This window comes from Knoellia sp. Soil729 (genome assembly GCF_001427985.1).
In the GTDB taxonomy this organism is placed as follows: Bacteria; Actinomycetota; Actinomycetes; order Actinomycetales; family Dermatophilaceae; genus Knoellia.
In genome coordinates this window covers 890,751-910,841 of sequence record NZ_LMSA01000001.1, presented here as the reverse complement: position 1 = coordinate 910,841, position 20,091 = coordinate 890,751, and the positions used below count along the sequence as shown (strand labels likewise).

Below are 20,091 nucleotides of genomic sequence, written 5' to 3'. Positions count from 1 at the left end.
CCAGGCGGCACGCCCGGCGCGGTGGCGGGCCGAAGGCCCGCCCTTGACGGAGTACAGAGAATTCTCACCGAGCGCAAAGCTGGTGCGTTCCATGCGGCGGCAAGTGCGACGAGGCGGTGGTCCGCTCATGCATTCTGTAATACGATTTGATCATGGAAACGGTCGACGGTGTCCTGGTCACGGACGACGTGATCCAAGAGTGGGCCGACGAGGCTGAGCGGGGATACGACGTCCACCAGCTGCGCAAGCGTGGGCGCAAGCCGATGGGTGACGGCCCCGCACGCGTCGTCCCCGTCCGCGTTGATGTCACCCTGCTCAGTGCGCTGGACCAGCGCGCCGAGCACGATCACGTCAGCCGGTCGGAGCTGATCCGTGCCGCCATCCGCGCGTACGTCGCGTGAAGGTCGCCCCTTCGGCCCTCAAGCACGGCATCAGCGAACTCGACATCCTCTATGCCGTCGAGAACTGGGCGTACGTCAGCCAGCCAGACGATGACACCCCGGCCAAGCAGCTCGTCATCCACGCCATGAAGGCGCGATCCGGGTACCTGCACCTGCTCGACTGAGGTCCGAATGTCGCGGGTGGTTGTAAGAGAGCAAGATGCCCCTGCTGGCTCGAGGGTGCGGGCTCAGCGGCAACACCGGGCCTTGCTACAGCCGATCCATGGCCTGGAGGTAGCGCTGGGTCATGAAGTTTTGCGCGGCACGGCTGATGGGGCCGCCAACCTTTGCAAGCGTCGACGCCGGCCGAGAGTGGGCGGTGATGGTGAACAGGATGCGGCCGTCATCGAGCTGTTCGAGGATGAACCGTTCTTCGCCAGCCTCTGGGTGGCCGGACAGCGTGCCGTACGCAAAGCCCCGGCGGCGCGACTCGTCGATGACCTCGAGGACGCGGCAGGGGATCTTGACTGCAAGTGGGCCAGGACCCCACCGCATCAGCACGACGGTGTCCTGACGCAGGGGAATCTCTGAGGCGTCCACCCGGAGTCCGGCCCGCGAGTGCATCCGCCATTCGAGAAGGTCGCGGGCGGCAGCGTCGAAGTCGCAACGGTTCAGTGTGGCCTGACGGTGGAGATGCCTGTAACCGGCGGGCGCGTCACCCTCTGACCCTTCATGGCGGCTGAAGGACAAGGGCGCCGCGCGCAGCTTCGAGGTCTGCTGCTCGTCGAGAAGGTGCACCGGCATGGTCCACATCATCACCGACGCGCTTCACTGGCAGCGGCAGTGTCAGTGCGTGACGAGTGCTCGCGTCCGTCGCCATGGTGGGACTTCGTCGTGCATTGGGCACCCATTGCTCCGTCCATCACTGCGTTCATCCGTCAGGCCGTGGCGCAGGGGGCGGTGCCGTGGCGGCCGTTCGTCCGATACGACCTGGGAGCCGGTCAGTCCACCGGGCTGATGCGCAGCATGACCCGCTGGGGGCTCCCTCGTCGCAGCAGCCGCTCGATGCTCATGACGACGAGGTACTCAACGGAGTACTTCGGCTTCAGCACCTCGTCGAGCCGGCGCATGGCATCGTCGCCCTCGATGACCTCGGCCACGGCCCTGACCGTGGGGGCGTCGTCCTCGACGGTGCCGCGACGGCCGCACGGCCGCAGCTCGACCGTGCGGTTCTTGCGCAGCCTCTTCACCTTGCCGCTGCCGGCCGGTGTCGTCACGACGAGGGCATCGCCGTCACGCCCGATCCAGACAGGGGTCGGGACGCCGGCGCCGTTCTTGCGAAAGGTCGTGAGCGAGACGAACTTCTCGGCGGCGAGGTCATCGAGCGTGGTTTCGGTGGGCACGAGGCGACGCTACCCGGAGGAGTTCGTACCCGCCCGCGGTACGTCGACGGTTGCGCCGGTCCTCATGACCACCCACACGGGCGTGGCGTCGCCCTGCGGGAGGCAGAATGCCCCGCCTGGCATCGCCGACTTCGGACCTTGGCCGGGCGGGGCAACGGACATGCAGTCCTTCGGTGACTCCCGGCAGTCGGAGGCCGTTCGTGCTCAGCCCGGGCGGGTGCATCGCGCCCGGGACGACTACTGCATGTCCAAAGGATCATCTCTCGCCCAGCGGGCTCATCGGTGGACCCCCCGATCAGACGCGCTGACACCCGAGCCCAGGCACCGATCGCGGGTGTCTTCCCGCTCCAGCTGATTGGGGGCCGTTGGCGCGGCGGGTTGGACGAGCGGGACCAGCGCTCGACACCTTCGCGACCGCGCTCGACGGGCTCTACACAGCCGGTCGCGCGATGGGAGGCCTGACACGTGCCCACTCGGTGCCCATTGAGGGCCTTCAGCGGCGGTTGGACGACCAGGACTCCGCGTGCCCGGAGCTCAGACAGGGTGCCCTCGGCGTGATTCGAACACGCGACACCTTCTTTAGGAGAGAAGTGCTCTTCCCCTGAGCTACGAGGGCGGGAAGGGCCCGGAGGCCGCGAACCAGCCTAGATGACGGCATACTCGGCGCGTGACGGCACCGGACTTCGCGCAGACGACCACGCATCGCGACCCGGTCCAGCGCCGGACGGTCGCGACGTTGTCGATGTCGCAGATCCTCGGTGGCGTCTCGCTGGCGAGCGGGGTGGCCGTCGGAGCGCTGCTGGCCGAGCAGGTCTCCGGCTCGCCGACCTATGCCGGCCTCGGCTCGACGTTCCAAGTCCTCGGCTCCGCGATCATCGCCGTCCCGCTCGCCCGCCTCAGCGCGGCGCGGGGGCGGCGCCCCGGACTGGCGCTGGGGTATGCGCTCTCCTTCGTGGGGGCACTTGGCCTCATCGCCTCCGGGGTCGTCGGCAGCTTCGCCCTGCTCCTCGTGGCGAGCCTGCTCTTCGGCGGCTCGACGGCGTCCAACAACCAGGCGAGGTATGCCGCAGCCGACCTTGCGGACCCGACCCACCGTGGACGCGACCTGAGTCTCGTCGTGTGGGCCACGACGATCGGCAGCGTCCTCGGGCCCAACCTCGTCGGACCGAGCGAGCCGGTGTCGCGGATGCTCGGCATCCCACGACTCACCGGACCGTTCGTCTTCTCGCTCGTCGGCTTGCTGCTGGCCATCGCCGTCCTGCTGTGGCGCCTGCGGCCCGACCCCCTGATCGAGGCCCGCCGCCGGGTCACCGAGTCCGACCCGTCGGCCAGCGGCCGGACGCACGGTTCCGTGAGGCGTGGCCTGCGCGTCATCCTGTCCCGGCAGCAGGCCCTGCTCGGCCTCATCACCTTGGCGCTGGGGCACATGACGATGGTCAGTGTCATGGTCATGACGCCGCTGCACATGCGTCACGGTCACGCCGACCTCACGGTGATCGGCTTCGTCATCAGCATGCACATCCTCGGGATGTTCGCCTTCTCACCGCTCACCGGCATGGCGGTCGACCGCCTCGGTGGCCGGGTCGTGGCCATGATCGGCTCCGGGATCCTCGTCCTCGCCACCCTCTTGGCGTCCACCGCCCCGATGGGTCAGTCGACCCGCCTGCTCCTGGGCCTGTTCCTCCTCGGACTCGGCTGGTCCTGCACCCTCGTCTCGGGCTCGACCCTGCTCACCGGTGCTGTGCCGACGGCTGAGCGACCAGGCGCACAGGGAGCGAGCGACCTGGTCATGGGACTGGCTGCCGGTCTCGGCGGTGCGCTGGCTGGCGTCGTCGTCGACGTCGCCAGTTTCCACGCCCTCGCGTTGGGCTGCCTCGTGGTCGCCGTCGTGATCGGTGTCGCGGCGCTCGTCATGCGCGAGCCCGAGGTGGTCAGCGCGAGCTGAGGCCCGGCCAGTTCGGGGTGCGCTTCTCCGTGAACGCGGCCACACCCTCGGCCCGGTCCGGGCTGAACGCCGTGTCATGCCAGCGCGCGTCCTCGATGTCGAGCCCCTCCGCAAGCGTGGCGTCGAGGCCCTGACGCATGGCGGCCTTGGCGTTGCGGACACCGACCGGGGAGTGGCGGGCGATGGTGCCCGCGATCTCCAGCGCCGCGGCACGCGCGTCGTCGACGAGGCGGTCCACGATGCCCAGCGACAGCGCCTCCTCGCCTCCGACGCGTCGTGCGGTGAAGATGAGGTCCGCCGCACGGGACCAGCCGACCCGACGTGTGAGCAGCTGCGTGCCACCACCTCCGGGGATGACCCCGACCGAGACCTCGGGCAGCGCGAACGTCGCCTCCGGCGAGGCCACGATGAGGTCGCACGAGAGGGCGATCTCGAAGCCGCCACCCATGGCGTAGCCGGAGACGGCCGCGACCACCGGCACGGGCAGGTCGAGGATGCTGCGGTATGCCGCCCGGTTGCCCGGACGTTGCGCCCGCAGCTCGTCGTCGTTGAGGGTGTTGCGCTCCTTGAGGTCCGCACCGACGCAGAACGCCTTGGGGTGCGAGGACGACACGACCACGGCGCGCGCGGAGTCGTCGGCAGCGATGGCGCCTGCCGCTGCGGTGAGCGCCTGCGTCATCGCGGTCGAGACCGCATTCATCGCCTCGGGACGGTTCAGCACCAGCTCGACGACGCCGGCCTCGTGGCGGATCACCTGGACCAGGTCGGGGGAGTCGGCGGCGGGCGAGGGCGTGCTGTCCTGTGGCATGGAGACATCCTCGGGCATGCGCACGTCCTCCCGCGAGGGTGCGCCGAGCGCGACTGGCCCGACACCGGCGAAGTGGCACTCACGGCATACCAGCCGTCGTTGTTAGCCTGCTCCGGTGAGTGACATCGGACCGCAGTCAGAGATCGACTCGCGGGCCGAGCGGGTCCGCCACGCAGTCGCAGGGTGGACCAAGAACCTCGTCGACCTCGGTGGGCGCAACACCCTGCTCTGGTACCGGGACCTGCCCACGGGCACGCTCGACCTCACCACGGCCCACCCGGGCGGCGTCTCGATGCTGCTCGCAGGCCGTCCCACGCGCCTGTCCGACCTCGTGCGTGAGCCGGCCGCCTTCGACGAGGCCCGTCGACGCGCTCGCACCATCGCCGGCAAGGCGCGCGAGCTGCGCGAGGAGCGCGGGATCGACACGGGCTTCGTTGCCGTGGGGATGGCGACCTGGAGCCTGGGCCGCGGCAAGGCGGCGGCCACCCGTCAGCCGGCAGCGCCGGTGCTGCTGCGCAGCTGCACGCTGCGGCCGACGACGCCGCAGCACGACGACTACGAGCTCGACCTCGGCGACGAGATCGAGCTCAACCCGGTGCTCGAGCACTACCTCACCTCCGAGCGCGGGCTCACGATCGACTCCGAGCAGCTCGAGAACCTCACGCACACGGCAGGAGGCTTCGACCCCTACCCCGCGTATGCCGCCCTGACCCGGGCCTGCTCGGACGTGCCCGAGTTCGAGATCACCCCCCGGATCGTGCTCGGCACCTTCTCCTACGCCAAGCTGCCCATGGTCGCCGACCTCGCTGCCCAGGGCGACGCGCTGGCCGACCACGACGTCATCGCCGCCATGGCCGGTGACCCCACCGCGCTGCGCTCCGTGCGCCACGAGCTCGCGGCCCGGCCGGCCGACAGCGTTCCCGACCCCGCCCAGGGGCTCCTCGTCCTCGATGCCGACTCCTCGCAGCAGGAGGCCATCGAGGCCGCGCGCTCCGGTGCCCACCTCGTCATTCACGGCCCGCCCGGGACCGGCAAGTCCCAGACCATCGCGAACCTCGTCGCCGCGCTCGCGGCCGACGGCAAGCGCGTGCTCTTCGTGGCCGAGAAGCGCGCCGCCATCGACGCGGTCGTTGGCCGTCTTGATCGTGTCGGGCTCGCGGACCTGGTCCTCGACCTGCACGACGGCGCCCGCGGCCGCCGTCGCATCGCCACAGAGCTCGCCGACGCACTGCCCGGACGGACCAACCGGCCCGCCGACCCGCCCGGGCGCGACGTCGACCGTCTGCGTGCCGCCGCCTCGACCCTGCGGGAGCACCGCGACGCCATGCACGAGGCACGTCACCCCTGGGGTGTCTCGGTGCACGAGGTCCAGGAGGCCATCAGTGCCCTGGGCCTGAGCAAGAACCCGCCGCGCTCGCGAGTGCGCATCCGTGGCGAGGCGCTGCAGTCGTTGCCGCGAGAGCGCTACGAGGTGCTCACGCGCGAGCTGACCCGCATCGCGTCACTGGGAGCCTGGCGCACGGACCGCACCGACGACCCGTGGTTCGGCGCCACCGTGCGCACCCCCGACGAGGCCGTGCGTGCGCGCGAGCTCGTCGAACGCTGGAGCGGTGACGGCCTCGCGGGTGTCGAGACCACCCTCACCGAGGTCTTCACCGGGCTGCGCCTGCCGCCGTCGCGCACGGTGCGCGACTGGGGCCGCATCCTCGACACCGTCTCGGAGGTCCGCGACACCCTCGAGACGTTCCGGCCCGAGATCTTCGACGTCCCGCTCGGTGAGTTCGTTGCTGCGACCGGCACCGCGGCATACCGGTCCTCGGTCGGCGCCGACCTCGGGTGGTGGGAGCGACGCTCCCTGCGGCGACAGGTGCGTCGCCACGTCCGTCCCGGCCACCCACCTGCCGACCTGCACGCGGCACTCGTCTCCGCGAACGAGCAGCGCAGTGCGTGGAAGCACATGGCGGGGGCCGGCGGCCGCCCCGAGATGCCGGCCGACCTCGACCGTGCCCTCAAGGCCTATGCCGGGCTCATGGAGGACCTGACCTGGCTCGACGAACGCGTCCCGAGCACCGACGCCGGGCAGTCCCTGCTCGACGTGCCGCGCGAGGAGCTCAGCGAGCGGCTGACGGCCCTCGCTGACGCGCCCGACCGGTTGGCCGTCGTGCCCTCGGTCATCGGACCTGTCGAGTCGCTGCGCCAGGCAGGCCTCGGTCCGCTGCTCGACGACCTCTCCGCCCGACGCACCGTCGCGGACGGCGTGGCCCCGGAGGCCGACTTCGTGTGGTGGAGCTCGGTCCTCGACGACATCTCGCTGCGCGACCCCCGGGTGGGTGCGCACGATGGCGAGGACCTCCGGCGGACAGTCAGCGAGTTCGCCACCGCGGACCGCCAGGTCCTGCGGCAGAACGCCAGCCGGGTGCGGGCCGCGGTGCGGGCCAACGTCGACCGTGTCCTCGAGGAGGCACCCGAGCACGAAAGCCTCATCCGCGCCGAGGGAGCCAAGTCGCGTCGGCACCGCCCGCTGCGTGACCTCCTGCCCCTGACTGCCGACCTCCTCACCGCCGTTCGCCCCTGCTGGGTCATGAGCCCCCTCGTCGTGGCCTCGGTGCTGCCTCCGGGAGTGTGGTTCGACGTCGTGATCTTCGACGAGGCCTCGCAGATCCCTCCCGCCGAGGCGGTGTCCGCGATCTCGCGCGCCCGTCAGGTGGTCCTGGCCGGAGATGCGCACCAGCTGCCGCCCACCTCGTTCTTCACCACCGTCACCGAGGAGGGCGACGCGTCTCCGGCCGACTCCCTCACCGAGGGGGTGGAGTCCGTCCTCGACGTCATGTCCGCGACCCTGCCCAGCCGCCGGCTGTCCTGGCACTACCGGTCGCACGACGAGCGGCTGATCTCGTTCGCCAACGAGCACGTCTACGGAGGCTCGCTCCTGACCTTCCCGGGCGCCGGTGCCGCACCCGTGCTGCGCCACGAGCTCGTCGACGGTGCAGGAGTCGTCACCGACGGTGCGGCGAGCGTCGAGACCACGCAGGCCGAGGTCGAGCGCGTCGTCGAGCTCGTGCTCGAGCACGCACGGAGCCGCCCCGGCGAGAGCCTCGGGGTCATCGCCCTCGGTCTGGCCCACACCCAACGGCTCGAGGAAGCGGTGCGACGGGCCCTCAGCGGCGTCGACCGTGAGACGGCGGCCTTCTTCACCGAGGACGTGCACGAGCGCTTCTTCATCAAGAACCTCGAGCGCGTCCAGGGTGACGAGCGGGACGCCATCATCCTGTCGGTCGGCTACGGCAAGACGCCGCACGGACGCGTGCTGCACCGCTTCGGCCCGCTCAACAACGAGGGCGGCGAGCGACGCCTCAACGTCGCGATCACCCGCGCCAAGAAGCGGATGACCGTGGTGTCCTCGATCAGCGCGGACGAGCTCGACCCGCAACGGCTCAAGGCCCGAGGGGCGCAGCTGCTGCGCGACTTCCTCGCGCACGCGGCGGCGTCCTCCGTGGCCGAACCGGGGTCTGCCGCCATGGTGTCGCCAGCTGACGGGGTCGAGGTCCCCGGTGGACAGGCGGACACCGTCGAAACCCGGTCCGTGGTCATGGGCGAGTTCGCGCGCCGGCTGCGAGCAGGTGGTCTCGTCGTCCACGAGCGCTACGGGAGCTCGGCCGATCCCATCGACCTCGCGGTCGAGGACCCGAACCACCGGGGGCGGCTCGCAGTCGCGGTCGAGTCCGACGGCCCGGAGTATGCCGCGATGTCGAGTGCGCGCGATCGTGACCGCCTGCGGGCGGAGCACCTCGGGCGCTTGGGCTGGCAGCACCACCGCGTGTGGACCCGCGACGCCTTCCGCGACCCGGCGCGTGACGTGGCACGGATCAAGGACCTCGCAGAGCGCGGGGGGTCGTGACCCGTCGGCCGCGGCGTGCGTCGAGCGCCCCTCAGCGAGTCGGGTCGGACGAGGGCCTGACGTCGAGCCGCCTGCCGCTGGACCGGTCGGATGTGGCGGACGGACAGGACTTGCCGGTGACCGGCGCCGCCGACGAGGACAGCACGCGAGGGGCCGCAGCAGAGGGCGAGGCGCCTGAGGTGAGCGCGCGGCGCACGCAACGCGCAGTCGAGCAGTCGCGCGACGACACCGACGAAGGCTGGGGGGAGCGCGGCGAGGGGGACGCGTCAGCGCGGTGGCTGCGCGAGAACCGCCCGCCGCACTGGGGCTGACCAGCGACCTATGGCCCGTTGGGAGAGTGGCGTGCTGCCCTCGCAACTCGCCCAACGGGCAATACGTCGGGTGGTGGTGGTTGAGATCGGGTGAACCTCGGAGCTGCGTGTCCGCTCAGAGGTTGGGACGAGCGCGAAGGCTGTCGCGGATCTCCTTGAGCAGCTCGGTGTTGGGGTCGACCGTGTCGGTCTCCGGCTCGGCGGGGAAGAAGCGCTCCTGCGCCGCCGTGTAGGGCTTGACCACGAAGAAGTAGACGACAGCGGCCAGGATGAGGAAGGCGATGAGCGCGGTGATGAACGCGCCGAGCGGCACGTCGCCCGGCTTCCACGCGTTGAAGTCCGGTTGGTCCCCGGCCTTGCCGACGATGGACATGATGACGTCGACCATTTTCTTGACGACCTCGCCGAACGCTCCGGCGATGACGAATGCCACCGCGAGCTCGACGAGGTTGCCGCGCATCACGAAGTCCTTGAAGCCCTTCATGGGTTCTGTCCTTTCCTTCGGAGAACTGCTGCCCCGACGGCGATCGTCGAAGCGCCAACACAGTACAAGTCGCTGCACGAACCCAAGCGGCGTCGAACCGGGGGTCACGTGGGTGCACGGGAAGCACGTGGCCTAGCCCGTCACCACGGCCACCACTCTCGGGGGTCCGCCGTCCGGGCGCTGACCTGCGAAGACCGCCTCCAGCCCTGGCGTGCCCAGGGCCACGACGATGCCCCGGGGCGGGGAGCCGGTGCCAGGCAACGATCCGGTCACCCCGCGTGTCTCGGGCGTGTCGACAGCCAGGACGAGCACGTCACGTGCCACCGCGGGACCACCGGTGTCGGCAAACAGCGTCACCCTCCGGCCGGCCGAGACGAGGTCCAGGGAGCGCTCGTCGGCGACGAGGAGGTGTGCCGCCACGGAGCCGGCCGGGAGACGGTCGGCGGGGGAGCGGGGCACGAGCCGCCCTGTGGTGACGATCTCTCCCTGCTGCACCGGTGACGTGAGGCGCCGTCCGACCACCTCGTGAGTGTCCTGCAGCGTCCCGACGCTCCCGACAGCGCCCTCGCCGCCTGACAGGTGGGCGACACGGACGTCCGTCGCCTCCAACAGGGCACCCGCCTCCAGCTCGCGGGCGGCGACGAGCACCGCGGTCGTCGGCACGGGTGGCGGCCGCATCACCCCCACGAGGAGGAGGGCGGCGACTGCGCCACACCCGGCCGCCGCCACACGACGCAGCACGCGGCGCCGCCACCGCGCCCGCCTCGATGCCCCGAGGAGCTCGGGCCGGTGCAGCGAGGGGAGCCGAGGGCGTGGCATGACGTCGACGCTAGGTCGGCTGCGGCGCTCCTGCGAGGGAGCGGCCACAGGCTGTGGACGACGCAACCAGGAGAAGGTGGCTGTGGACGACGGGCCGTGCTCACGGCATACGGAAGCGGTCTCAGCCGGCCCGAGCGGCCAGGTGACTCAGCACGGCATTCGCTGTGGCGGGGTGCGCGCCAGTACGGTCGTGACGTGAGCGACAACAGTGAGACCCCGCAAGAGCCCGAGCAGGACACCTTCGCCGACCTCGGTCTCGACGAGCGCGTCGTCAAGGCGCTCAAGGACGTGGGCTACGAACGGCCCTCCCCGATCCAGGCCGCGACGATCCCGGCCCTGCTCGCCGGTCGCCACGTCGTCGGACTCGCCCAGACCGGCACCGGCAAGACGGCTGCCTTCGCGCTGCCCATCCTCAGCCGGCTCGACCTCAAGCAGAAGTCGCCGCAGGCCCTCGTCCTCGCCCCGACCCGCGAGCTCGCGCTCCAGGTGTGCGAGGCCTTCGAGAAGTACGCCTCGCGCATGCCCGGCGTCCACGTGCTGCCCGTCTACGGCGGTCAGGCCTACGGAGTGCAGCTGAGCGCACTGCGTCGCGGTGTCCACATCGTCGTCGGCACGCCCGGCCGCATCATGGACCACCTCGAGAAGGGCACGCTCGATTTGTCCGAGCTGCGCTTCCTCGTCCTGGACGAGGCCGACGAGATGCTCAAGATGGGCTTCGCCGAGGACGTCGAGACGATCCTCGCGGACACCCCGGCCGACAAGCACGTCGCGCTGTTCTCCGCGACGATGCCCTCCCAGATCCGGCGCATCTCCAAGAAGTACCTCACCGATGCCCTCGAGATCACCGTCGAGCGCACGACCGAGACCGCTCCCAACATCACCCAGCGCTACCTCTTCGTGTCCTATCCGCAGAAGATCGACGCGCTCACGCGCATCCTCGAGGTCGAGAACTTCGAGGGGATGATCGTCTTCGTCCGGACCAAGAACGAGACCGAGATGCTCGCCGAGAAGCTGCGCGCCCGAGGCTTCTCGGCCACCGCCATCAACGGTGACATCGCCCAGGCCCAGCGCGAGCGCACCGTCGCACAGCTCAAGTCCGGCAAGCTCGACATCCTCGTGGCCACTGACGTCGCAGCCCGCGGCCTCGACGTCGAGCGCATCAGCCACGTCGTCAACTACGACATCCCCACCGACACCGAGTCCTATGTGCACCGCATCGGTCGCACCGGCCGCGCCGGCCGCTCGGGCGACGCGATCTCGTTCGTCACACCGCGCGAGCGCTACCTGCTCAAGGCCATCGAGAAGGCCACGAAGACCACGCTCACCGAGATGCAGCTGCCGAGCGTCGAGGACATCAACGCCACGCGCCTCGGCCGCTTCGACGACCGGATCACCTCGGCCCTGTCCTCGAACGAGCTCGACACCTTCCGGGACGTCATCGCCCACTACGTGCGCGAGCACAACGCGCCCGAGGGCGACGTGGCGGCGGCGCTCGCGATCGTGCTCCAGGGCGACGAGCCGATGCTGCTCGGCCCGGACCCCGTGCGGCCCCCGCGCCGCGAGCGGGACACCGACGGCCCGGGCGGCCCGCGTGGACGCGACCGTGACGACCGCGGCCCACGCCGTGATCGCGACGACCGTGGTTCGCAGGGTGAGCGTGGTGCGAGGCGCGGTGCGTCCGGGCCGATGGCGACCTACCGCATCGAGGTGGGCCGCCGTCACAAGGTCGAGCCGCGCCAGATCGTCGGAGCCCTCGCCAACGAGGGCGGGCTCGGTCGCCAGGACTTCGGACACATCGACATCCGCCCCGACCACTCCCTCGTCGAGCTGCCGGCCGCGCTGCCCGCGGGCACGTGGGAGCGGCTGCGCACCACCCGCATCTCCGGTCAGCTGATCAAGCTGAGCGAGTCACAGGAGCGCGGCGGGCGCCCCGACAAGAAGCCGCATCGCAAGGGTCAGCACAGCTGACCTGAGCGAGGGCCGGAGCCCGATGGGCCGGGTCAGGCAGGCGAGCTGGAGGCTGCTGCCGACGCGGGCTTGCTGCTGGACGTCGTGTCGGCGGCCGGCTTCGAGGAGCTGCTGCTCGACCCGGAGTCGGAGGAGCCGTTCGTGCTCGCTGCACCGGTCGAGCTGCTCGAGGCGGCGCGGGAGTCGGTGCGGTAGAACCCGCCACCCTTGAAGACGACGCCCACCGAGTTGAAGACCTTGCGCAGGGACCCGTCACACTCGGGGCAGACGGACAGTGAGTCGTCGCTGAAGGACTGCACGACCTCGAAACGGTGGTCGCATTCGCGGCACGCGTAGGCGTACGTGGGCACTGTTTCCTCCTGGGCACTGCGGGATGAGCGGTTCCTAGGATACGGAACGCACGGGAGTGCTCCGGTATGCCGTCCGCCCACCCTCCGTGTCCGGCCGCCGGACCGCTCAGCAGCCACGAGTCAGGGCGACGCGGCCCCGTCGGCAGCGGACCAGCCGGCGAGGCGGCCGCCCTGGCTCACGGCATACAGGCGTCTCTCGACGACTGAACGCACGGCGGCAGGGGTGATGATGAGCATCTGGTCGCGGCGGTGCAGCGGGGTGGTCTCCTTCGGCACGAAGGCGACGTCGTCGCGCACGATGAGCGCCACGTTGGCCCCCGGTGGCAGGCGCAGCTCGTAGACCTGCACCCCGGCCAGTCGCGAGGTGGGGCCCACGGTCACCTCCATGAGGTGGGCGCCGATGTCGTCGAAGGCCGTGGTCTCGACGGTGAGGTCGACCGAGTGGTGGGAGGTGTCGAGGCCGAGCCGGTTCGCGACCCAGGGCAGCGTCGGCGCCTGGACGAGCGTGAACATGACGACGAGGACGAAGACGAGGTTGAAGACCCAGTCGACGCCCGGGGTGCCGACGGTGAGCGGCACCGTCGCGAGCACGACCGGCACGGCACCACGCAGCCCGGCCCACGACAGGAACACCTGGGCGCGCCAGCCCAGCCCGAACGGCGCGCACGACACGATGACCGACAGGGGGCGCGCCACCAGCAGCAGGACGAGCCCCAGCACCAGGGCGGGCAGGATCTGCGAGGGGAAACCGGAGGGGTCGGCGAGCAGCCCGAGCAGGACGAAGAGCCCGATCTGGGCCAGCCAGCCGAGTGCCGTCGCGAAGCCGAGCATCGAGGCCCGGTGCGGCAGGCCAAGGTTGCCCAGCACCAGCGAGGCGAGGTAGCAGGCGATGAACCCCGACGCGTGCACCGTGTCGGCCGCGGCGTAGGCGAGCACGGAGATCGTCACGACCCCGATGGCGAACAGCGCCGAGGAGCCGCCGGCCACCCGCGCCATGAACCGGCCGCCGAGCCAGCCCACCGCCAGGCCGATGGCCGAGCCGGCGACGAGCTCGGCGACGACGAGCAGTGCGATCGACCCCACCGCCAAGGAGTCGGAGGTGGCGGTCTGCCCTGCCAGCGCTGTCACAAGGATGACGACGGGGGCGTCGTTGAAGCCCGACTCCGCCTCGAGCATGCCGCTGATCCGGCGCGGCAGCGGCACCCTACGCAGCACGGCGAACACCGCGGCGGCGTCGGTCGAGGCGAGGATCGCCCCGATGAGGAGGGCGACGTTCCACGACATGTCGAGCACGAAGTGTGCCGCCACCGCGACGACGCCGATGGAGACGAGGACGCCCACCGTGGCCAGCGCGGCCGCCGGGGCGAGCGAGCCCTTGATCGACTCCCATTTCGTCGTCACCCCGCCCTCGGTGAGGATGAGGATGAGGGCCGCGTAGCCGAGGACCTGGGTCAGCTCCTCGTCGGAGAAGTCGATGCCCAGTCCACGGTTGCCCAGGGCGATGCCGATGCCGAGATAGATGAGGAGCGAGGGCAGGCCGGAGCGGGTCGAGAGCCGCACGGCCGCGATGGCCGTGATGAGCACGACTGCACCGATGAGCAGGGCGATCGAGAGGGCGTGCAGGTTGCCGGAGTCGGCGGCAGCCATCGTCTCCCGGGCACCGCTGAGAAGACGCGGCACACCGGGGGTGTCGGTCACGGCCCGTCCTGTTCGTCGTCGCGGTGGACTGACCTAGTCTCGCAGGATGACTTCCCACCGTGTCGCCAGACGGGTGACGTTGGCCGTCGTCGGCGTCCTCGCCGTCGCCGCTCTCGTCGTCTCGATGGTCGGCGTCTCCCTCGTCCGGCGCTCCTTCCCCCAGACCGAGGGCCAGATCACCATCCCGGGCCTGAGCGGCACGGTGGACGTCCTGCGTGACGACCGCGGCATCCCGCAGATCTACGGCGACAGCGTCGCCGACATCGCCAAGGCGCAGGGGTTCGTCCACGCGCAGGACCGCTTCTTCGAGATGGACCTGCGGCGACACATCACCTCCGGGCGCCTGTCAGAGCTCGTGGGCGACGCGGGGCTGGAGACCGACAAGGTCATCCGCACGATGGGCTGGCGACGCATCGCCGAGGCCGAGCTGCCCACCCTTGAGCCGTCCACGCGCACCTACCTGCAGGCCTACGCCGACGGCGTCAACGCCTACCTGCGTGGACGGTCGCCGTCCAAGGCCTCCCTCGAGTACGTCGTCCTGGGGACCCGGGTGAAGGACTACAGCATCGAGGACTGGACACCGGCCGACTCCATCGCCTGGCTCAAGGCGATGGCGTGGGACCTGCGCGGCGACTACTCCGACGAGCTGGCGCGCGCACGCCTCTCCACCCGCGTCACCCCGACCCAGATCGCCGAGCTGTATCCGCCCTACGACCTCGCCAACGAGCCGATCCTGTCCGCGCAGGACTGGCAGCCCACCGCAGCCGGGGGCCAGTCGTCGGCCGTGCCACCGGCGCTCGCCCGCTCCCGTGCGGCCACCGCGGCGCCGTCCTCCTCGGTCGCCCGCATCGTGGCGGCCTCCGACACACCCTCCGCACAGCAGGCGTATGCCGCGGTGGGACGTGCGCTCGATGCCGTCCCCCAGCTGCTCGGTCGCGGCGACGGCATCGGCTCGAACTCGTGGGTCGTCGGCCCGGACAAGTCCGCGACCGGCAAGCCGCTGCTCGCCAACGACCCGCACCTCAGCCCGGGCCAGCCGGGCATCTGGTACCAGATCGGGCTGCACTGCCGCCAGAAGTCCGAGCAGTGCCCCCTCGAGGTCGCCGGGTTCTCGTTCTCCGGCGTGCCGGGCGTGGTCATCGGCCACAACGACCGGATCTCGTGGGGCTTCACCAACCTGGGGCCGGACGTCAGCGACTTCTACCTCGAGCAGGTCGACGGGGACACCGTGCTGCGCGGCACCACGTTCGAGCCCCTCACCACCCGCCGCGAGGTCATCAAGGTGGCCGGTGCCGCGGACGTGAGCATGACGGTGCGCTCGACGAGGCACGGTCCGCTCATGTCCGACGTGCTCGAGGACTTCGGTGACGCCGGGGAGCGCTCACCCGTGCCGAAGTCCGACGCCCCCGCCGTCATCGGTCAGGACTACGCGGTGTCGATGGCGTGGACCGGACTGCGCGCGACCAAGACCGCAGACGCCATCCTCAAGCTCAACGCGGCCCAGAACTTCCCGGAGTTCCGGGAGGCTGCGAGGTCCTTCGCCGTGCCGGCCCAGAACCTCATCTATGCCGACGTCGACGGGCACATCGGCTACCAGGCGCCGGGCCAGGTGCCGGTCCGGACGTCGGCCTTCCCCGGGTCGCCCCCGGGCTACTGGCCGGCGCCGGGCTGGGACGAGGCCTACGACTGGAAGGGTGACGTGCCCTTCGAGTCGATGCCCACCTCGCTCGACCCGCCGGAGGGCTTCCTCGTCACGGCCAACCAGGCCGTCACCGCGAGCGCCACGCCGTTCCTCACCACGCAGTGGGACTACGGCTACCGCGCACAGCGCATCCGTGACCTCATCACCCAGGCGACCAAGGACGGCGGCAAGGTCACCGCCCAGAAGATGGCCAGCATCCAGCTGGACACCCGCAACGAGTTCGCGCCGGTCCTCGTCAAGGCGCTGCTCGCGGTGCCCCTGCGAGGTGCCGAGGACTCCGAGACCGAGGCGGAGTTCACCCGCGAGGCGCAGGACCTGCTGCGCGACTGGGACCACACGACACCGGCCGACGACTCCCGTGCGGGTGCGGCCGCGGCCTACTACAACGCCGTGTGGGCCAACCTCCTGCGGCTCCTCTTCGACGACGAGGTCCCCGAGGACCTCCAGGCCAACGGCGGCAGCCGCTACTTCGCGGCCGTCGGCAGGCTCCTGGACAACCCCAAGAGCGCCTGGTGGGACAACCGCCAGACCGCCGGGGTCACCGAGGGGCGTGACGAGATCCTGCGCCAGGCCCAGGTCGAGGCCCGCCTGGAGCTGACCAAGCGACTCGGCAAGGACCCCGACGACTGGCGTTGGGGTGCCCTGCACACCCTCGAGCTCACCCACCAGGTCCTCGGGGGCGACAGCGTCCCGGGCTACGTCCGGGCGGTCTTCAACCGTGGAGGCCACCGGATGCCGGGTGGGTCCTCGATCGTCAACGCCAACGGATGGGACGCGAGCGTCGGCTACGAGACCAACTGGGCGCCCTCCATGCGCATGGTCGTCGACCTCGGCAACCTCGACCGGTCGACGTGGATCAACCAGACCGGCGCGAGCGGCCACGCGTTCAGCAGCCACTATGACGACCAGACCGAGGACTGGGTCAAGGGCCGCCAGGACCCCTGGCCCTTCACCGAGAAGGCCGTCCGTGAGAGCGCCGAGGACGAGCTGTCCCTGGTCCCCGAGAAGGCCTCCTGAGGGTCGGGACGTCAGAACTCTGTCACCCCGGCGACGGTCAGCGCGCCGTCGACGGGCTGGTCGAGCTCGTCCGCCGGCAGCCGGACCGGGTGGATCTCGCCCGGGTGGAGGACGACGAGCACGCGCGCGTCAGGGGAGCGGCGCAGCAGCGCCCGGTCATAGCTGCCGCCACCGCGGCCCAACCGCGTGCCGACCAGGTCCACCGCCAGCCCAGGGGTGAGGACGAGACCGGCGGACGAGATCGTATCGGGACCCAGCGGCATACGGTGGGTGTCACGTGCATCGCACCAGTCAAGGTCGTTGTCCGGCAACGTGATCGGGACGATGACCCGTATGCCGTGTGCCACCAGGGTGTCGATGGTCGCCGACGTGGGTGGCTCGGTGCGCAGCGCCTCGTAGGCCGCGACGGTGTCGCCCTCCCGCAGGCCGAGCCGCGTCACGACGGAGAGGACCTGGGTGGCCAGCGCTCGGTCGTCCGCGTCGCGGTCGCGGGAGGACGCGGTCTCACGGCGGGCCGCGAGCAGCGACGGCCGCAGCGCAGCCTTGGCGTTGCTGGCGAGGTCCCGGGTCACGCTCCCAGTGTGGTCCACCCGCACTGGTACCGGTGCCTGCACGGCGGCTGGCCGCTCGCCTAGGGTGACGACATGAGTATCGAAGGGCTGCAGCAGGGCACCGAGCTGATGCGTGCGCGTGGGGTGGACGAGCGGGCGATCGGTGCGTTCACCCGGTTCTACGCGATGCTCGAGCAGGACGCGACCGGCTACATCCACGAGGACACCATCGAGCCACTCGGCGAGGTGCAGGCGCTCGGCGACCTCGCCGTCGACAAGGCACTGGCCCGTGAGGCGCTCACCACCTCGGTCGTGCTCAAGCTCAACGGCGGACTCGGCACGTCGATGGGCATCAGTGGACCCAAGTCGGCGCTGCCGGTGCGCGACGGCCTCACCTTCCTCGACATCATCGCCCGCCAGGTGCTCGCGATCCGCGAGGAGTACGACGTCGAGCTGCCGCTGGTGTTCATGGACTCGTTCCGCACGCAGGAGGAGACGCTCGAGGTGCTCGCGGCCTACGACGCGCTCGAGGTCGAGGGGCTGCCGCTGAGCTTCACCCAGAGCGCCGAGCCCAAGCTGCGTGAGGACGACCTGAGCCCGGTGTCGTGGCCGCAGGCCCCGGAGCTCGAGTGGTGCCCGCCGGGTCACGGCGACGTCTACGTCGCGCTCCAGTCCAGCGGGTTGCTGGACACGTTGCGGGAGAGGGGCTTCCGTCACCTCTTCCTGTCCAATGCCGACAACCTCGGGGCGGTGTGCGACCCCCGCATCCCGGTGTGGATGGCGGACCAGGGCATTCCCTACGTCGCCGAGGTCTGCCAGCGCACGCGCAACGACCGCAAGGGCGGGCACCTCGCCCACCGCCGCGACGACGGCCGGCTCGTCCTGCGAGACTCCGCTCAGGTGGCTCCCGGCGAGGAGGAGTACTTCGCCGACAACGAGCGGCACGAGTACTTCCACGTCAACAACCTCTGGGTGGACCTCGACGCACTTGCCGCTGAGCTGGCCGAGCGCGCCGGCGTCCTCGAGCTGCCCATCATCGTCAACCGCAAGACGGTCGACCCGACCCGCAAGGACTCGACACCCGTCATCCAGATCGAGTCGTCCATGGGGTCGGCCGTCGAGGTCTTCGAGGGATCGCGGGCACTCCTGGTGCCCCGCGACCGGTTCCGCCCGGTGAAGACCACCAACGAGCTGCTCCTGGTGCGCTCCGACGTCTACGAGCTCGACTCGGCCAGCCGGGTGGTCTCGCTCATCGACCACGAGGAGCCCTTCATCGACCTGTCGGGTGAGTTCAGGTTCATCGCCGACTTCGACGCGCGCTTCCCGCACGGGGTGCCCTCGATCAGGCAGGCGCGGTCGCTCGTCGTCGACGGTGACGTGACGTTCGGCCGCGACGTGTCGTGCGTCGGGGACGTGAGGGTCAAGGCCGCCGAGCCGCGCACGATCCCGGACGGCTCCCGACTCGAGGGTGACGCGTGAGGACGGTCGAGGAGCACCGGGCAGCGCTGGTCGGCCTGGTCTCGGCGCTGCCGCCCGTGACGGTGGGGCTGACGGAGTCGCTGGGCCGGGTGCTGGCCGCGGATGTCGTTGCTGCCGTCGACCTTCCGGGCTTCGACAACAGTGCCATGGACGGGTATGCCGTCCGCTCGGCCGACGTCGTCGGCGCGACGCCAGCGTCGCCGGCGGTCCTGGAGGTCGACGGGGACATCGCTGCGGGGGACACGCGGGCCCATGTGCTGCGGGCCGGGGCGTCGATGCGGATCATGACCGGTGCCCCGATGCCCGAGGGGGCCGATGCGGTCGTGCCGGTCGAGGCCAGCGACGGGGGAGTGTCGCGGGTGGCGCTGACGTTGGCGGCCGAGGCCGGTCGACACCTGCGTCGACGCGGCGAGGACGTGCGCGCCGGCGACGTGGTGCTGCGCGCCGGGGTGCGGGTGACGCCCGGGAGGCTGGCCCTCATCGCCGCCGCCAACGTCCCGGACGTCCTCGTCCTGCCCCTGCCCCGTGTCCATGTGCTGTCCACTGGAGACGAGCTGGTGCCGGTCGGGCTCCCGCTCGAGCACGGGCAGATCGTCGACTCCAACGGATCGATGCTCGCCGCCCTCATCCGGGCCGCCGGCGCCGAGCTCGTCGGCGTGGGCCACCTCGCCGACGATGCCGACGCCTGGCGGTCGCTCCTGGAGCAGGTGCCCGGCGAGCCGGACCTCATCCTCACCACCGGCGGGGTGTCCATGGGCGCCTACGACACCGTCAAGGAGGTCCTGTCGGCCACGGGCACCGTCGACTTCGTCAAGGTCGCCATGCGTCCCGGGATGCCCCAGGGCGGCGGCGTCGTGGGTGACCGCCGCACACCGATCATCACCCTGCCCGGCAACCCCGTGAGCTCGTTCGTGTCCTTCCACGTCTTCGTCCTGCCGGTGTTGCGGGCCCTGGCCGGGCTCGACCCCGAGCCGGTGACGACGGACAGCGTTGCGTCGCAGGGGTGGTCATCGATCCCGGGCAAGGTCGAGTTCACCCGAGTCGTCGTGGACGCCGACGGGGCGCGGCCCTCCGGTGGGCAGGGCTCGCACATGCTGGGAGCGCTCGCCGATGCGACGCACCTCGCGGTCGTCGGTGCCGAGACCACCGAGATTCGGCCCGGTGACGGCGTCCATCTCCTGCCGCTGGTGGGGGAGGATTCATCCCGTGGCCACCGATGACACCAGCCGCGTGACCCGCAGCGGTCTGACCCATGTGCGAGCCGACGGCACGGCCCAC

General features: G+C 70.8%; 17 protein-coding genes and 1 tRNA gene. 9 read left to right on the top strand and 9 right to left on the bottom strand.

Annotation, left to right across the window (positions count from 1 at the left end; genetic code table 11):
• The first annotated feature begins 152 nt into the window (after positions 1–152).
• Together ASG74_RS04080 and ASG74_RS17390 are read left to right on the top strand one after the other, a co-directional pair.
• Positions 153–401, top strand: a complete 249-nt coding sequence (locus ASG74_RS04080) for a ribbon-helix-helix domain-containing protein (RefSeq protein WP_056139188.1) — start codon at positions 153–155, stop codon at positions 399–401.
• Entirely contained in the window at positions 398–565 is a 168-nt protein-coding gene (locus tag ASG74_RS17390) for a hypothetical protein (protein WP_200942510.1), read from the top strand. Before ASG74_RS04080 ends, ASG74_RS17390 begins: the two co-directional genes overlap by 4 nt.
• An 85-nt stretch (positions 566–650) precedes the next feature.
• On the opposite strand, the gene ASG74_RS04075 is transcribed toward ASG74_RS17390, so the two are convergent.
• The 3 genes from ASG74_RS04075 to ASG74_RS04065 all read right to left on the bottom strand — a co-directional run bounded on the left by ASG74_RS04075 (position 651) and on the right by ASG74_RS04065 (position 2,399).
• Positions 651–1,184: a DUF1990 domain-containing protein gene (locus ASG74_RS04075; protein WP_056139613.1), complete on the bottom strand. Its 534-nt coding sequence runs from the start codon at positions 1,182–1,184 to the stop codon at positions 651–653.
• Between the two features lie 197 nt (positions 1,185–1,381).
• Complete coding sequence (locus tag ASG74_RS04070; RefSeq protein WP_056139186.1) at positions 1,382–1,783, bottom strand: PPOX class F420-dependent oxidoreductase; 402 nt, start codon at positions 1,781–1,783, stop codon at positions 1,382–1,384.
• A 544-nt stretch (positions 1,784–2,327) separates the two neighbouring features.
• Positions 2,328–2,399 (bottom strand) — tRNA-Arg (locus tag ASG74_RS04065).
• Between the two features lie 51 nt (positions 2,400–2,450).
• Here ASG74_RS04065 and ASG74_RS04060 point away from each other — a divergent pair.
• A complete protein-coding gene (locus ASG74_RS04060) occupies positions 2,451–3,728 on the top strand; it encodes an MFS transporter (RefSeq protein ID WP_056139184.1) in 1,278 nt (425 codons plus the stop codon).
• On the opposite strand, the gene ASG74_RS04055 is transcribed toward ASG74_RS04060, so the two are convergent.
• Positions 3,715–4,536 (bottom strand): enoyl-CoA hydratase/isomerase family protein, encoded by an 822-nt coding sequence (locus tag ASG74_RS04055; RefSeq protein WP_056139611.1) that lies wholly within the window; start codon positions 4,534–4,536, stop codon positions 3,715–3,717. The genes ASG74_RS04060 and ASG74_RS04055 overlap by 14 nt on opposite strands.
• 115 nt (positions 4,537–4,651) lie before the next feature.
• Here ASG74_RS04055 and ASG74_RS04050 point away from each other — a divergent pair, with 115 nt between their 5' ends.
• Entirely contained in the window at positions 4,652–8,434 is a 3,783-nt protein-coding gene (locus ASG74_RS04050; protein ID WP_056139182.1) for an AAA domain-containing protein, read from the top strand.
• Positions 8,435–8,550: 116 nt separating this feature from the next.
• A complete protein-coding gene (locus ASG74_RS17090) occupies positions 8,551–8,745 on the top strand; it encodes a hypothetical protein (RefSeq protein WP_156465268.1) in 195 nt (64 codons plus the stop codon).
• A 115-nt stretch (positions 8,746–8,860) separates the two neighbouring features.
• On the opposite strand, the gene mscL is transcribed toward ASG74_RS17090, so the two are convergent.
• Both mscL and ASG74_RS04035 read right to left on the bottom strand, forming a co-directional pair.
• Positions 8,861–9,229, bottom strand: coding sequence for a large conductance mechanosensitive channel protein MscL (gene mscL, locus ASG74_RS04040; protein WP_056139178.1), 369 nt, complete (start codon positions 9,227–9,229; stop codon positions 8,861–8,863).
• Between the two features lie 132 nt (positions 9,230–9,361).
• A complete protein-coding gene (locus ASG74_RS04035; RefSeq protein ID WP_156465267.1) occupies positions 9,362–10,048 on the bottom strand; it encodes an SAF domain-containing protein in 687 nt (228 codons plus the stop codon).
• A 195-nt stretch (positions 10,049–10,243) separates the two neighbouring features.
• Here ASG74_RS04035 and ASG74_RS04030 point away from each other — a divergent pair, with 195 nt between their 5' ends.
• Positions 10,244–12,016, top strand: a complete 1,773-nt coding sequence (locus ASG74_RS04030) for a DEAD/DEAH box helicase (RefSeq protein WP_056139174.1) — start codon at positions 10,244–10,246, stop codon at positions 12,014–12,016.
• 32 nt (positions 12,017–12,048) lie between these two features.
• Here ASG74_RS04030 and ASG74_RS04025 read toward each other — a convergent pair whose 3' ends face one another.
• Together ASG74_RS04025 and ASG74_RS04020 are read right to left on the bottom strand one after the other, a co-directional pair.
• Entirely contained in the window at positions 12,049–12,366 is a 318-nt protein-coding gene (locus ASG74_RS04025; RefSeq protein ID WP_056139172.1) for an FmdB family zinc ribbon protein, read from the bottom strand.
• A 120-nt stretch (positions 12,367–12,486) separates the two neighbouring features.
• Entirely contained in the window at positions 12,487–14,064 is a 1,578-nt protein-coding gene (locus tag ASG74_RS04020) for a potassium/proton antiporter (RefSeq protein WP_082569486.1), read from the bottom strand.
• Positions 14,065–14,110: 46 nt separating this feature from the next.
• On the opposite strand from ASG74_RS04020, the gene ASG74_RS04015 reads away from it, so the two are divergent.
• Entirely contained in the window at positions 14,111–16,783 is a 2,673-nt protein-coding gene (locus ASG74_RS04015) for a penicillin acylase family protein (protein ID WP_056139170.1), read from the top strand.
• Between the two features lie 11 nt (positions 16,784–16,794).
• Here ASG74_RS04015 and ASG74_RS04010 read toward each other — a convergent pair whose 3' ends face one another.
• Positions 16,795–17,355: a 5-formyltetrahydrofolate cyclo-ligase gene (locus tag ASG74_RS04010; protein ID WP_056139169.1), complete on the bottom strand. Its 561-nt coding sequence runs from the start codon at positions 17,353–17,355 to the stop codon at positions 16,795–16,797.
• 72 nt (positions 17,356–17,427) lie between these two features.
• On the opposite strand from ASG74_RS04010, the gene ASG74_RS04005 reads away from it, so the two are divergent.
• Complete coding sequence (locus tag ASG74_RS04005; protein WP_056139167.1) at positions 17,428–18,813, top strand: UTP--glucose-1-phosphate uridylyltransferase; 1,386 nt, start codon at positions 17,428–17,430, stop codon at positions 18,811–18,813.
• Positions 18,810–20,033, top strand: a complete 1,224-nt coding sequence (locus tag ASG74_RS04000) for a molybdopterin molybdotransferase MoeA (protein ID WP_056139165.1) — start codon at positions 18,810–18,812, stop codon at positions 20,031–20,033. Before ASG74_RS04005 ends, ASG74_RS04000 begins: the two co-directional genes overlap by 4 nt.
• Positions 20,034–20,091: the final 58 nt, after the last annotated feature.

What these genes read in the sequence shown, in the direction of transcription:
- ASG74_RS04080 (WP_056139188.1), top strand. Translation starts at nt 153, where the DNA reads ATGGAAACGGTCGACGGTGTCCTGGTCACGGACGACGTGATCCAAGAG.
- ASG74_RS04075 (WP_056139613.1), bottom strand. Translation starts at nt 1,184, where the DNA reads ATGCCGGTGCACCTTCTCGACGAGCAGCAGACCTCGAAGCTGCGCGCG.
- ASG74_RS04055 (WP_056139611.1), bottom strand. Translation starts at nt 4,536, where the DNA reads ATGCCACAGGACAGCACGCCCTCGCCCGCCGCCGACTCCCCCGACCTG.
- mscL (WP_056139178.1), bottom strand. Translation starts at nt 9,229, where the DNA reads ATGAAGGGCTTCAAGGACTTCGTGATGCGCGGCAACCTCGTCGAGCTC.
- ASG74_RS04035 (WP_156465267.1), bottom strand. Translation starts at nt 10,048, where the DNA reads ATGCCACGCCCTCGGCTCCCCTCGCTGCACCGGCCCGAGCTCCTCGGG.
- ASG74_RS04015 (WP_056139170.1), top strand. Translation starts at nt 14,111, where the DNA reads ATGACTTCCCACCGTGTCGCCAGACGGGTGACGTTGGCCGTCGTCGGC.
- ASG74_RS04005 (WP_056139167.1), top strand. Translation starts at nt 17,428, where the DNA reads ATGAGTATCGAAGGGCTGCAGCAGGGCACCGAGCTGATGCGTGCGCGT.